This window comes from Nitrospirillum bahiense (assembly GCF_007828025.1).
GTDB classification, from domain to species: domain Bacteria; phylum Pseudomonadota; class Alphaproteobacteria; order Azospirillales; family Azospirillaceae; genus Nitrospirillum; species Nitrospirillum amazonense.
Genome location: NZ_VITO01000023.1, coordinates 13,181 through 26,413, shown reverse-complemented (window position 1 = coordinate 26,413; position 13,233 = coordinate 13,181). Strand labels below are relative to the sequence as shown.

At 70.6% G+C, this 13,233-nt stretch carries 14 protein-coding genes; 6 read left to right on the top strand and 8 right to left on the bottom strand.

Annotated elements, in window-relative coordinates; translation table 11 throughout:
* Positions 1–14: 14 nt before the first annotated feature.
* Complete coding sequence (locus tag FBZ88_RS31135) at positions 15–281, top strand: DUF1289 domain-containing protein (protein ID WP_246138846.1); 267 nt, start codon at positions 15–17, stop codon at positions 279–281.
* 20 nt (positions 282–301) lie between these two features.
* Here the strand turns inward: FBZ88_RS31135 and FBZ88_RS24870 are convergent, their stop codons facing one another.
* From FBZ88_RS24870 to rsmI, 5 genes are all read right to left on the bottom strand, one after another.
* Positions 302–514 (bottom strand): hypothetical protein, encoded by a 213-nt coding sequence (locus tag FBZ88_RS24870; RefSeq protein WP_040848069.1) that lies wholly within the window; start codon positions 512–514, stop codon positions 302–304.
* 276 nt (positions 515–790) lie between these two features.
* Positions 791–1,741 (bottom strand): glutathione synthase, encoded by a 951-nt coding sequence (gene gshB / locus FBZ88_RS24865; protein ID WP_145619754.1) that lies wholly within the window; start codon positions 1,739–1,741, stop codon positions 791–793.
* Between the two features lie 117 nt (positions 1,742–1,858).
* On the bottom strand, positions 1,859–2,752 hold the full coding sequence (locus FBZ88_RS24860) for a SirB1 family protein (RefSeq protein WP_246138845.1): 894 nt from the start codon (positions 2,750–2,752) through the stop codon (positions 1,859–1,861).
* A gap of 141 nt (positions 2,753–2,893) precedes the next feature.
* Positions 2,894–3,283, bottom strand: coding sequence for a YraN family protein (locus tag FBZ88_RS24855; RefSeq protein ID WP_145619753.1), 390 nt, complete (start codon positions 3,281–3,283; stop codon positions 2,894–2,896).
* Positions 3,270–4,253, bottom strand: a complete 984-nt coding sequence (gene rsmI / locus FBZ88_RS24850) for a 16S rRNA (cytidine(1402)-2'-O)-methyltransferase (RefSeq protein ID WP_145619752.1) — start codon at positions 4,251–4,253, stop codon at positions 3,270–3,272. Before rsmI ends, FBZ88_RS24855 begins: the two co-directional genes overlap by 14 nt.
* A gap of 37 nt (positions 4,254–4,290) precedes the next feature.
* On the opposite strand from rsmI, the gene FBZ88_RS24845 reads away from it, so the two are divergent.
* Positions 4,291–5,667, top strand: coding sequence for a penicillin-binding protein activator (locus FBZ88_RS24845; protein ID WP_145619751.1), 1,377 nt, complete (start codon positions 4,291–4,293; stop codon positions 5,665–5,667).
* A 19-nt stretch (positions 5,668–5,686) separates the two neighbouring features.
* On the opposite strand, the gene FBZ88_RS24840 is transcribed toward FBZ88_RS24845, so the two are convergent.
* The 3 genes from FBZ88_RS24840 to FBZ88_RS24830 all read right to left on the bottom strand — a co-directional run bounded on the left by FBZ88_RS24840 (position 5,687) and on the right by FBZ88_RS24830 (position 7,751).
* Positions 5,687–5,965, bottom strand: a complete 279-nt coding sequence (locus FBZ88_RS24840) for a hypothetical protein (protein WP_145619750.1) — start codon at positions 5,963–5,965, stop codon at positions 5,687–5,689.
* Positions 5,966–6,136: 171 nt separating this feature from the next.
* Positions 6,137–6,928 carry a zinc ABC transporter permease subunit ZnuB gene (gene znuB / locus FBZ88_RS24835; RefSeq protein ID WP_145619749.1) on the bottom strand — a complete coding sequence of 264 codons (792 nt, stop codon included), beginning with the start codon at positions 6,926–6,928 and terminating at the stop codon, positions 6,137–6,139.
* Positions 6,921–7,751 carry an ATP-binding cassette domain-containing protein gene (locus tag FBZ88_RS24830; RefSeq protein WP_211102792.1) on the bottom strand — a complete coding sequence of 277 codons (831 nt, stop codon included), beginning with the start codon at positions 7,749–7,751 and terminating at the stop codon, positions 6,921–6,923. The genes znuB and FBZ88_RS24830 overlap by 8 nt, the downstream gene beginning before the upstream one ends.
* Positions 7,752–7,917: 166 nt before the next feature.
* Here FBZ88_RS24830 and FBZ88_RS24825 point away from each other — a divergent pair, with 166 nt between their 5' ends.
* From FBZ88_RS24825 to FBZ88_RS24810, 4 genes are all read left to right on the top strand, one after another.
* Positions 7,918–8,880, top strand: a complete 963-nt coding sequence (locus tag FBZ88_RS24825; protein ID WP_145619748.1) for a zinc ABC transporter substrate-binding protein — start codon at positions 7,918–7,920, stop codon at positions 8,878–8,880.
* 49 nt (positions 8,881–8,929) lie between these two features.
* Positions 8,930–9,730, top strand: a complete 801-nt coding sequence (dapB, locus tag FBZ88_RS24820; RefSeq protein WP_145619747.1) for a 4-hydroxy-tetrahydrodipicolinate reductase — start codon at positions 8,930–8,932, stop codon at positions 9,728–9,730.
* Positions 9,730–10,674, top strand: coding sequence for a DMT family transporter (locus FBZ88_RS24815; RefSeq protein WP_145619746.1), 945 nt, complete (start codon positions 9,730–9,732; stop codon positions 10,672–10,674). Before dapB ends, FBZ88_RS24815 begins: the two co-directional genes overlap by 1 nt.
* An 81-nt stretch (positions 10,675–10,755) precedes the next feature.
* Positions 10,756–13,227, top strand: a complete 2,472-nt coding sequence (locus FBZ88_RS24810) for a patatin-like protein (RefSeq protein WP_246138844.1) — start codon at positions 10,756–10,758, stop codon at positions 13,225–13,227.
* The last annotated feature ends 6 nt before the right edge of the window (positions 13,228–13,233 follow it).

The following is a 13,233-nucleotide window of genomic DNA, read 5'->3' as shown; positions in this document are numbered from 1 at the left end:
CCGGCGCTGACACCGTGACCGACAGCCCCATCCCTTCGACCGGCCCCGATCCAAAGGTTCCCAATCCGGACGATTACGTCGCCAGCCCCTGCACCAGGGTCTGTCGCATCGACGCGCGCAGCGGCTTGTGCGCCGGTTGCCAGCGCACCTTGGAAGAGATCACCTTGTGGGGCGGGATGACGCCGGACCAGCGGCGCGCGGTGCTGGCCAGCCTGCCTGAGCGACGCAAGGCCAGGCGCGCCATGGTCCGCTGGCGCCATGGCGGCCAGCCGGGGACGTAAACGTAGGGGAAAAGGACGGGTTAGTCCGTCCGGTTATCCGGATCATCGCCCTCGGCGAAGGCGCGGGCGCCCCACATGAGGCGTTCGATCTCACGGATGCGGTCGCCCTGGCGGCGCAACCGTTCGGCATTGACGACATTGCCACCCGGCGCCCCATCGGGGCCCGAGCCCCTGGAAGCCCTGGGTGCCCGCTTGGGGCTGTCCTCCCCGCCGAGATCGTCCGCGCCAGCCATCGACCGCCTCATCGACCGGACGCCGATGCCGTGCCACGGGCGTCCTCTGGTTCATGCAAATATCACGAAGCGTATCATGGCCCTGGGCGACCCGCATCCCGGAAAGCCCGCCAAATCGTTCGCACAGGGTGATAATAAGTAGACGGTGTGACCTGATTTCAACGGTCCCCCGCCCCCTATTTTCGCAGTGGGCTGCGCCTGGCGTTTCCAGCGGCGGAAATGTCACACCAACGCCGCCAGACCACCTGCCGCCGAGCCCCCTTTGGCCCCATGGCTTCATCGTGACGCGGCGTACCGCCGCTCGATGGCGTCCCACAGAGTGGACTCGATGGCGCCGCCGTTGAGGCGGTTGATCTCCTGGATGCCGGTGGGGCTGGTCACGTTGATCTCGGTCAGGTAGTCGCCGATGACGTCGATACCCACGAACACCAGACCCTTGTCGCGCAGCACCCCGCCGATGGTGGCGCAGATTTCGCGCTCGCGCTGGGTCAGGTCGGTCTTGGCGGCGCTGCCGCCGGCGTGGAAGTTGGCGCGCGCCTCGCCCTCCTGCGGCAGGCGGCTGACGGCGCCCACCGGCTCGCCATCCACCAGCAGGATGCGTTTGTCGCCCTGGCGGATTTCCGGCAGGTACTTCTGCACGATGATGGGCTCGCGGTAGAGCTGGGTGAAGGTCTCCAGCAGGGCGCCCAGGTTCTCGTCATCCGGCTTCACATGGAAGACGCCGGAGCCGCCGTTGCCGAACAGCGGCTTCACGATGATGTCCTTGTATTCGCGGCGGAAGGCCAGGACCTCGTCCTTGGCGCTGGTGATCAGCGTGGGCGGCATCAGGTCCGGGAAGTGGGTGACGAACAGCTTTTCCGGCGCGTTGCGGACGGAGGCGGGGTCGTTCACCACCAGGGTCCTGGGATGGACGTGTTCCAGCAGGTGGGTGGCCGTGATGTAGGCCATGTCGAAGGGCGGGTCCTGGCGCATCAGCACCACGTCGACGCTGGCCAGATCCAGCGTCTCGGCCGGGCCGAAGGTGTGGTGGTTGCCCCGTTCGCGCCGCACCTCCAGAGGCCGGGCGGTGGCCACCAGGCGGCTGTGGCGGAAGGCCAGGTCCTGGGGCAGGTAGTGGTAGAGGATGTGCCCCCGCCGTTGCGCCTCCAGCGCCATCATGAAGGTGCTGTCGGTATCGATGTTGATGGAGTGCATCGGGTCCATCTGAATGGCAACGGACAGGCTCATTCTCATCTCCCCCACCCCGGCGGTCCGGCGGTGCTTGGCTGGCAAAGGGTTGGACTGTGACCCCGGTGGACTGGCCCTGCTGCGGCGCCAATCACAGGGGTGTGAATAAAGATCGGATCAGTTCAGGCGGTTGCGCAGATGCTGCACCAGGGTGGCCGCCTGGTCCAGCAGCTGGGCGGAGGTGCCGGCGCGGGCTCCCAGGTCCAGGAAGGTCTCGAACGCCGAAATGGCGGTGGTGATATGGCCCAGTTGAGCCTGCAGCAGGCCGGATTCGCGCCACAGCGCCACCTGGCCCGGGGCCATCAGCAACATGGCCTCCACCGCCTCGGCCGCCAAGTCGGGCCGTTCGCCGCGCATGTGCAGCAGCTTCACATTGTTATGCAGGCGCAGGAGGACGTCGCGGTTGCCCACGGGGGCGTAGTGGTCCGGTTCCAGTTCCGCCGCGGCGCCCGAGGTCTGCTTGATCAGGTCGCGCAGGTCGACCACGCTCAGCACCCGGCCGCCGCCGAAGGGGTCGATGATGGCGCGGTCGCCGCCGTGATCGAGGCGGATGAGGAAATGGCCGGGGAAATTCAGGCCCACCATGTGCCAGCCCTGGGCGCGGGCGGCATGCATGTAAAGGATGCCGAGCGCCACCGGCAGGCCCCGGCGCCGATCGATGACCCGCGCCAGGTTGGCGTTCTGCAAATCCTCATAGGTGGCGCTGTCGCCCTCATAGCCCATGCGGTCCACCAGGGCGCCGCGCAGCGCGTCCAGGCACTCCTCCAGGGTCAGCGCCTCCGGCGCGCGGCCGGCCGTCAGCCTGGCCACGGCGGCCGAGAGAGCGGTGAGATGCCGGCGGTAGGGCGCCAGGCCGGTGTCGCCGCTGGACAGGATCGCCAGCGCCAGGGCGGTTTCCGCCAGGTCGATATCCTCGTCACGCATCTGGCCCACGGCGCGCAACAGCGCGCGGGCTTGCGCCTGGCCCTTGCCGGCGCGGGTGCTGCGATTCTGGGACCCCTGGCTGGTCACGGATTGGATGCTCCCTCCGGCATCGGCCCTGCGGCGCCGGGCTTTGGGGAGCCAGGCTTTTGGGGAGATAGCGCATCGCCGGGGCCGGTGTCGACCATCAATGCCGCCGGAACCTTCAATGATCCCGTATGGAACGAGCCGTCAGGAGGGCCGCCAGGCGTCCGGCCGGTGCAGCGGCCAGCGCCGGGGCCGGACAATCATGAGGTCGAAGCGGACGGCGTGGCGCGCCAGCCGGGGCCGGGCAGCGACATAGAGGCCGGCGGCCCGTTCCAGCCGGCGCCATTGCGCCAGGCTGGCGGCCAGGTGGCCCAAATCCTCCGTCGGGCGCGCCTTGACCTCGACGATGACCAGCAGGTCGCCCCTGGCCGCCACGATGTCGATCTCCCCCGCCGGGGTGCGACAGCGGCTGGCCAATACACGGTAGCCCTTCAGCCGCAGGGCCAGGCGGCACCAGGCCTCCGCCCAGCGGCCCAGGCGTTCGCCGGAGCGGCCCTTCTGCGTCTTTCTTGCCAGCCGCTCAGACCGCGTCATCTTTCGACATCTCGAGCGCCCGTTGGTAGACCTGCTTGCGGGGGGCGCCGCTGGCCTCCGCCACCGTGGCGGCGGCGTCGCGGACGCTGAGGGTGCGCAAGGCGGCGCGCAGGAGGCCGTCGATGTCGACCTCCTCCCCACCAGCATCAAGCGGCGGGCCGATGACCACCACCACCTCGCCCTTGGGCGGGCCATTCTCGGCATAGTGGGCGGCGAGCCCAGGCAGGGTGCCGCGCCGCACCTCCTCGAAAAGCTTGGTCAACTCACGCGCCACCGCCACCTCGCGCCCGCCCAGCACCTGGGCGGCATCGGCCAGCAGGTCGGCCAGGCGCTGGGCCGACTCGAACAGAACCAGGGTGGCGCGCACCGGCGCCAGTTCCTCCAGCGCGGCCCGGCGGGCGCCGGTCTTGTTGGGCAGGAAGCCCGCGAACAGGAAGCGGTCGGAGGGCAGACCCGCCAGCACCAGGGCGGTCAGGGTGGCGCTGGCACCCGGCAGATGGGTGACGTGCAAGCCCTGGTCGCGCGCCTCGCGCACCAGCTTGTAGCCGGGGTCGGAGATCAGCGGCGTGCCGGCGTCAGACACCAGGGCGATGGCCTCGCCCGCCGCGATGCGGGCCAGCAGCTGCGGCCGCATGCGGGCGGCGTTGTGCTCGTGATAGGGCAGCAGGGGCTTGCGCACCTGGTACCGGGCCATCAGCTTGGCCGTCACACGGGTGTCCTCGCAGGCGATGGCGTCGACGCCCTTCAGCGTTTCCAGCGCGCGCAGGGTGATGTCGCCGGCGTTGCCGATGGGCGTGGCGATGACATGCAGGCCAGGCGGCGGTTTACGCGCGAGGGCGCTGCCGCTAGGCTCTGCCCCGTCCTCGTCCGGCGGGATGTCCCCGTCCGACGGAACGTCATCGTATGGATCGTTGCCGGCGTCGACAGGGCCGGCAACGACATCGTCGACAGGTGGTTGCTGCGGTTTCATGGGATCAACGGGTGGGTTTGCGATGAAGTATGCCGGGATGTCCGCCACGACGGCGGCGGCCAGGACCGCAGCGACGCTGCTGACGCTGGCCTTGCTGGCGGGGGCCTTGCTGGCGGGCTGCGCCAGCCAGCCCACGGTAACGGCCCCGCCGCGCGCCGCGCAAGCACCGCAGCAGTCGCCCCAGCAGGCGACCGGGCCGCAAGCGGCCCAGCCCCAGCCCGAGGCGGCCCCGGCCCAGGCGGAAGCGGCCCCCGCGCCCGCCACGGTCCCGGCGGATGAAACTGTGCGTGTGGCCCTGCTGCTGCCCCTGTCGGGCAAGGCCGCCAGCCTGGGCGAGGCCATGCAGCAGGCGGCGCAGATGGCCCTGTTCGACACGGCCGACAGCCATTTCCAACTGCTGATCCGCGACACCAAGAGCACGCCCGAGGGGTCGGTGGCCGCGGCGCAGGACGCGCTGGCCGCCGGCGCCACCCTGCTGATCGGCCCGGTCTACGGCGTGGATGCCAAGGCGGTGACGCCGGCGGCGGGCACGGTGCCGGTGCTGAGCTTTTCCAACGACGCGACGGTGGCCGACACGCACGCCCCGGCGGGCGGCACCTGGGTGCTGGGCTTCCAGCCGCAGGACCAGGTGGCCCGCGTGGTCAGCTACGCCGCCAGCCGCGGCCTGACCCGCCTGGCGCTGCTGGCCCCCGTGGGCGGCAACGGCGACATGGTGGAGCAGGCCATGCGCGACGCCGCCGCCAAGGCAGGCGCCGATGTTACCCGCGCCGCGCGCTATCAGCCCACGCAGAAGGACGTCAGCGACACCATCAAGCGGCTGTCCAACTTCGACCAGCGCCACGCCCAGATGGCGGCGGCGCGCGAGGCCACCGCCAGCAAGGACGGAAAACCCGGCCCCGCGGTGGAGGAATTGCCCTTCCAGGCCATCCTGATCGCCGAGGGCGGCCAACGGCTGAAGGAGGTGGCGCCCCTGTTGCCCTTCTTCGACATCGACCCCGGCCCCGTGCGCTTCCTGGGCACCGGCCAGTGGGATGAGCCCGGCATCGGCCGCGAGCCGGCGCTGGTGGGCGGCTGGTATGCCAGCGCCGCCCCCGACGCGCGCCAGGGCTTCGAGAAGCGGTTCAACGACGTATACGGCCAGCGCCCGCCGCGCTTGGCCACCCTGGCCTATGACGCGACCGCCCTGGCCGCCGTGCTGGCCAAGGGCCACAAGGCCTATGTCCGGGAAAACCTGACCGATCCCAACGGTTTCGCCGGCATCGACGGGGTGTTCCGCCTGCTGCCCACCGGCCAGGTGGAGCGGGGCTTGTCCGTGTTGGAAGTGACCAAGACCGGCGTGACCGTCGTGGATCCGGCACCCACCAGCTTCACGCCGGTGACGGCCCCGGCGCCCAGCCCGAACACCGGATCATAAATCGCTTACCGGGACGCCTTTACCGGGATGCAGTGCGCGGCGCGTCCATGTCCAGGTAAAAGCCATCCAGGTCGGCGCTGTCCAGATCGGGAAGACCGAGGTCGGCGGCCAAGTCCTGGGCCAGGGATCGTCGGGTGGCGGCGGCGGCCAGTTCGAACCAGGCGAGGCGTGCCACGCGGCTGGCGGCCGAGTGGTCGGTGTCGCGGCGCAGTTCCCCGGCGATGAAGCCTTGGCTCATTGAGCCGGCGGACGCCTGCGCATAGCCGGCCTTCATGCCGGTGAGGGAGAACCGATCCAAACCATGCTCCATCGTCATGTCTGCCACACACCAGGTGGGCGTCGGTTCACGTACTGTTAATTAGATAGTGACCGAAAGGACGCGGCTCGGGTAGGAAAATTGTGCTTAAAAATTAGTTAAAACGGTGTGCGACCGCGAACACCGCACCACCTGCGGTGGCCGGCGGCTTTCTCAACGGGGCCCACCCCTTGGGAAAAGCTGGGACAGCAGAAACAACGCGGCCGCAGCAACCACCACCGCCGGCCCCGCCGGCAGGTCGGCGCGGAAGGAGGCGCCCAGGCCGCCGCAGACCGACAACGCGCCGATGGCAGCGGCCAGACCGGCCATGATTTCCGGCGTACGGGCGAATCGGCGGGCGCAGGCGGCCGGTATGATCAACAGGGCGGTGATCAGCAGCACGCCCACCACCTTCATGGCCAGCGCGATGGTGGCGGCCATCAGCATCATGAAGCCCAGCTGCGTGGCCAGCACGGGCACACCCTCCACCCGCGCCAGATCCTCGTTCACCGTCATGGCCAGCAAGGGGCGCCACAGCCAGGCCAGCAGGGCCAGCACCACGGCCCCGCCGCCCCAGATCCAGGCCAGGTCGCCACCGCTGACGGCTAGGATGTCGCCGAACAGATAGGACATGAGGTCCACCCGCACCGTCTGCAGCAGGGCCACGGCGATGAGGCCCAGGCTGAGCGTGGTGTGGCTGAGCAGGCCCAGCAGCGTATCGGTGGCCAGCTTGCGCTGGCGCTGCATCAGCACCAGCACGCCGGCCAGCGCCAGTCCCACCAGCGCCACCGCCAGCATCAGGTTGATGCCGGCGACGAAGCCCAGCGCGATGCCCAGCAGGGCGGCATGGGACAGGGTGTCGCCGAAATAGGCCATGCGCCGCCAGACGACGAAGCAGCCGAGAGGCCCCGCCACAAGGGCGACGCCGACGCCGCCGGCCAGCGCGCGCAACAGGAAATCATCCATGGGGCTGTTGGTCCTTGGCGGGGTGCCCGTCCTTGGGTCCAGGATCGTGCGTATGCTGGCAGCCCGGCGTGGCGGCGCCATGGCTGTGCGGCCCGGCCGCGGACAGCCAGGCCGGCATGGCCAGCGGATCGATACCGAACAGGGCCTGGAAATCGGGATGGCGGCGCACATCCTCCGGCCGGCCGGCGCAGCAGACATGGCCATTCAGGCAAATCAGGCGGTCGGTGCCGGAAATGGCATAGCTGAGATCATGGCTGACCATCAGCACGCCGCAGCCGTGGCGGCGGCGAATAGCGTCGATCAAGGCGTACAGGGTGGCCTGGCCGGCCACGTCCACCGCCTGCGCCGGTTCATCCAGCACCAGCAGGTCGGGCCGGCGCAGCAGGGCGCGGGCCAGCATGACCCGCTGCAGCTCCCCGCCCGACAGGGCCTGCACCGGGCTATCGGCCAGGCTGGCGGCGCCCACCTCGCCCAGCGTCTCATCCACCGCCGCGTCGGTCACCGGGCCCCAGAGAGCCAGCAGCCGCCGCACGGTCAGGGGCAGGGTGGCGTCCACGGCCAGGCGCTGTGGCATATAGCCGATGCGCAGGCCGGGCTTGCGCCATACCGTGCCGCCGCTGGGCCGCTGCAGCCCCAGCACGGCGCGCAGTAGGGTGGATTTGCCGGCGCCATTGGGGCCCACCAGGGTCACGACCTCGCCAGCCGACACCACCAGGTCCACCGACTGCAGCACCGTGCGCCGGCCGAACTGCACCGTCAGGCTGGTGGTCTTGATAAGCGCTGCCTCAGGCGACATCTCTGGAAACTCTGCGTCGGACGGCATGGGCCCTTCCTGGCGGGGAAACCGGCCCCAGGTTCCAAGACGCCTGCGGCACGGGTATGCGTGCCCCCCGGCTTTACGGCATCCGGACTGACTTGACAAATGTTATAGTATAACATTGCATGTTGGGGGCGCGTGTCCCCGGCGCTTTTTACCTGATTGGCATCCCATGTCCCCCTTCCGCATCCTGTCCCTGGTCGCCCTGCTGTGGCTGGCGTTCACCGTCCCATCGCGGGCGGACGCGCCCACGGCGCCCAAGGTGGTGGCGAGCGTGAAGCCGGTGCATTCCCTGGCAGCGGCGCTGATGCTGGGGATCGGCCAACCCAAGCTGTTGGTCGACGGCACGGCCAGCCCGCACAGCTTCAGCCTGAAGCCCTCGGACGCCAGCGCCCTGTCCCAGGCCGACATCGTGTTCTGGATGGGGCCGACCTTGGAGCCCTTCCTGGTGAAGCCGCTGGCCAGCCTGGCCCGGGGCGCCCACATCGTCACCCTGATCGAGGCGCCGGGCCTGCGCCCCCTGGCCCTGCGCAGCGCCGGCGCCTGGGCGGATGGCGAGTCCCACCAGGATGGCCATCCCCACCTGGTGCCCGCCGTGGTGGGCGGGGCCGCCGACAACCAGATCGACGGCCACGCCTGGCTGGATCCCGCCAACGCCAAGGCGATGGCCCGCGCCATGGCCGACGCCCTGATCCAGCACGACCCGGCCGACGCCGCCCGCTATCGCGACAACCTGGCCGCCCTGCTGCGCAGCCTGGATGCCCTGGATGCGGAAATCGGCGCCATCCTGGCGCCCGTGAGCGCCAAGCCCTTCGTCGTCTTCCACGACGCCTTTCATTACCTGGAGGCCCGCTACCGCCTGGACGGCGTGGGCGCCATCACCCTGAACCCCGAGGTGCGGCCGGGTGCCGCCCGCCTGAGCCAACTGCGCGCCCGCATCCAGGCCTCCGGCGCCACCTGCGTCTTCGCCGAGCCGCAGTTCGAGACGGCGCTGATCGGCACCCTGGTCGACGGGACCCAGGCCAAGCGCGGCGTGCTGGACCCCGAAGGCGCCCTGCTGCCCGCCGGGCCGGACCTCTACGCCACCCTGATGCGCGCCAACGCCCATGCCCTGGCGGGGTGCCTGGGCGGGTAAGCTGTGTTAAGACGCCCCCACGGAATTTCTGGCGGGTGGGGATGACATCATGCGGATCGGGATCGTGGGCTGCGGCGGCCGGATGGGCCGTATGCTGATGCGGGAGGTGCTGGGCACCCCCGGCGCCACCCTGTCCGGCGGCACCATGCGCCCCGGCAATCCCGACCTGGGCAAGGATCTGGGCACCCTGGCCGGGCTGGAGCCCGCCGGCCTCGTTTCCACCAGCGATGTCGACGCCCTGTTCACCGTCAGCGACGCCGTCATCGACTTCACCACCCCCGCCGGCACGGCCGTGCACGCCGCGCTGGCTGGCCGCCACGGCACCGCCCTGGTGGTGGGCACCACGGGCCTGGCGCCGGACCAGCAGGCCGCCATCGACGCCGCGTCCAAGACGGCCGCCCTGGTGCAGGCGCCCAACATGAGCCTGGGCGTGAACCTGCTGCTGGCGCTGGTGGAGGACGTGGCCCGCACCCTGGGGCCCGATGTCTGGGATATCGAGATCGTGGAGATGCACCACCGCCACAAGGTGGACGCCCCCTCCGGCACCGCGCTGGGCCTGGGCCGCGCGGCGGCGGCCGGTCGCGGCGTCGACCTGGCGGCCGTGTCCGACCGGGTGCGCGACGGCCACACCGGCGCGCGCGAGGCCGGACACATCGGCTTCGCCACCCTGCGCGGCGGCGATGTGGTGGGCGACCACACCGTCATCTTCGCGGCCGAGGGCGAACGTATCGAGCTGACGCACAAGGCCGGCAGCCGCGCTATCTTCGCCCGAGGTGCGGTGCGCGCCGCGATCTGGGCCGGCGGCAAGGCCCCCGGCCTCTATAGCATGCGCGACGTGCTGGGCCTGTAATGACCGACGCCGCCGCCGAGCTTTCCGTCCCACCCGGCCGCTGGGCCCACCCCGGCCTGCGGGGGGCGTTGTGGGGGCTGCTGGCGGTGGCGGTGTGGGCGGGGTCCTTCGTCATCACCCGCATGGGCGTGAAGGCCGGCCTGAACGCCTTCGACCTGGTGGCCCTGCGCTTCGCCACCGCCGGCGCCCTGATGGTCCCCATCCTGCGCCGCCGGGGCCTGGCCTTCGACCGGCTGGGCCTGGGCGGCCTGGTCCTGCTGGTGGCGGGATCGGGGGCGCCCTATGCCCTGATGCTGGCGGCCGGGGCCCGCTACGCCCCGGCCTCGCACGCGGCGGCCCTGACCCCCGGCCCCATGGCGGCCATGACCGCCCTGCTGGGCGCCCTGTTCCTGCGCGAACGCCTGCCGGCCATCGGCTGGGCCGGCGTGGGCCTGATCCTGGGCGGCAGCGCCCTGATCGGCGGGCCCGGCCTGTTCAGCGGGTCGGGTGACGGGGCGGCCCTGGGCCACGCCCTGTTCCTGGGCGGCGCCTTGGTGTGGGCCATCTACGTCATCGTCCTCAGGCGTAGCGGCGTGGGCCCGCTGCATGCCACCGCCATCGTCGCCACCGGGTCGGCGCTGTTGTACCTGCCGCTCTATCTGCTGGTGTTGCCCAAGGGCATCGGCCAGGCGGAGGCGCACGACATCGCGCTGCAGGCCATCTACCAGGGCTGCTTCACCACCCTGGTGGGCCTGGCGGCCTTCAACCGCGCCGTGGTCCTGCTGGGCGCCACGGGGGCCGCCGCCCTGCCGGCCCTGATCCCCGTGGTCACGCTGGGTCTGGGCGCCCTGATGCTGGGCGAGGCACCCGGCCTGGCGGAGACGGCCGCCACCCTGCTGATCGGCGGCGGCGTGCTGGTCACGACGCTGGCGCGCAATCGTCGTCCACCACCCTCAAAAACTTAAAGTCTCAAAGACTTAATTGACCGCCCCGGATCGCGGCGCGACAGTCGGGGCGGGAGAAACCACCGCCTCGGATGCCATGCCGTGAAGGAAAAAGAACTGCGCATGGCGCTCGTCTGCTACGGCGGGGTGTCGCTGGCCGTGTACATGCACGGCGTCACCAAGGAACTGCTGAAGCTGGCCCGCGCCTCACGCGTGTTCCATGGCACCCATGATCCCCGGCTGCGTAACACCGGCAGCTACCAGGCCCTGCAGGACGACCTGGCCCGCCGCATCGGCTATAGCAGCGGCGCCAGCCTGGACGGCGGGGCGCAGACGCCGGATACGGAGGAGGTCTACGTCGCCCTGCTGCAGGAGGTGGGCGCCCATATCGACCTGCGCATCGTCATCGACGTCATCGCCGGATCGTCCGCCGGCGGCATCAACGGCGTGCTGCTGGCCCGCGCCCTGGCCCATGACCTGGACCTGGACGCCCTGACCGAGCTGTGGCTGGACGGCGCCGACGTCACCAACCTGATGGTGGAGGACGGCCGGGCGACGAAGTGGAGCAAGTGGTTCCTGAAGCCCTTCCTGGCCTATGGCCTGGGCCGGCTGATGCGCCTGGCGCCGGATGACGAGATGCGCTGGAAGCTGTCCATGTTCGTGCGCTCGCGCTGGTTCAAGCCGCCCTTCGACGGCATGCGGCTGATGGAGATGCTGCTGGACGCAGCCTCCGCCATGGGGCGGCCGGTCAGCCCCTACGCCTCGCTGCTGCCCGCGGGGCAATCGCTGTCCCTGTTCGTCACGGTCACCGATTTCCACGGCTTCCTGCAGCGCATCCCCGCGCACGATCCGCCCACGGTGGAGGAGCGGGAGCATCGCCATGTGCTGAAGTTCCACTACCGCCGCTGGCCCGGCGGCCGGGTGGACACGGATTTCGGCGAGGGCGCCATCCCCGGCCTTGTGTTCGCCGCCCGCGCCACCTCCTCCTTCCCCGGCGCCTTCACGCCGGCGCACCTGAGGGCGCTAGACGGCCTGCTGGCCCGGCGGGGGCAGGGCTGGCCGGAGCGGGAACGCTTCCTGAAGCGCAACTTCCGCCGCTATACCGCCGCCGGCGTGGACCCGGGGCGCATCAGCTTCATCGACGGCAGCGTGCTGAACAACAAGCCCTTCGCCGAGGCGCTGCGCGCCATTTCCGGCCGTCCGGCCTATCGTGAGGTCGACCGCCGGCTGATCTACATCGATCCCGACCCCGCCCACCTGAAACGGGTGGCCAAGGCGCAGACGCCGGGCTTTTTCCGAACGCTCAAGGGGGCATTGTCCGACATTCCGCGCAATGAGCCGGTGCGCGACGAACTGGTCTCCATCGACCGCAACAACGCCCGGGTGCGCCAGTTGCGCTCCGTCATCGATGCCGCCCGCCCCGGCATCACCCAGCTGGTGCATGAGGTGGTGGGGGGTGAGCCGCCGGCCGAACTGACCTACGCCCAAATCCATGACTGGCGGGAAATCGCCAACGGCCGCGCGGCCCAGGAGGCGGGCTTCGCCTATGAGGCCTACGTCCGCCTCAAGCTGACATCGGTTCTGGACGCCATGGGCCGGCTGGTGGCGGTGGGCTGCGGCTATCAGCCGGGGACGGCCGCCGCCCGCCAGGCCACCGAGGCGCTGCACGCCTGGGCGCGGGCCACCGGCATCACCCCCGACCAAGTGACGACCTGGAGCCTGGAGCGACGGGAGGACGGCCTGCCGGGCGGCGACGCGCCACCCTGGGTGCGCTTCCTGCTGGCCTTCGACGTGGGCTTCCGCGGCCGGCGCCTGCGCTTCGTCATCCGCGCCCTGAACGAGCTGTACGCCCGGCTGGAAGAAGACGAGTTCACCGACGTCGCCGCGCGCGACCTGGATGAGATCAAGGCCAATCTCTACGACTGCCTGGAGCGGCTGCGCGTCTACGAGTCCGGCGCCTTCCTCAGCGCGGACGAGCGCGAGGCCCTGGCCGTGCCCTTCGTCGAACCCCTGGCCATGGGCCGCCAGCCGGACGTGGCGGCGGTGGACCAGGTGATGTGGGATCTGGCGCGGCGCATCGATCTGAACGCCATCAACCAGCAGGTGGACGAGATCTTCGCCCTGATGGGCCTGAACATGCTGGGGGTGGCGGCGCGGCGGGAACTGTTCGTGGCCTATGTCGGCTTCGCCTTCTGGGACGTGCTGACCTTTTCCATCAGCGGCTGGCGCGAGTTGGACGACCTGGAGGAGGTGCGGGTGGATCGCATCAGCCCGGACGACGCCCGCTTCTGCCAAGCCATGGGCGGCGCCATCCCCCTGAAAGGGCGGGAGATCAACCACTTCGGCGCCTTCTTCAGCCGCGTGCACCGTGAGAGCGACTATCTGATGGGCCGCCTGCATGCCGCCGACCGCCTGGTGGATCTGGTCCTGGACGCCGCCGGCCGCCCGCCGGGCGTGGATGGTCCCGGCCTGAAGCGCCGCCTGTTCGCCGCCATCGCCCGGACGGAGCGCCAGCGCCTGGGTGACAAGTCACCGGCGTTGCGCTGGCTGGAGACCATGCTGGCGGAAGGGTGAGGCCGC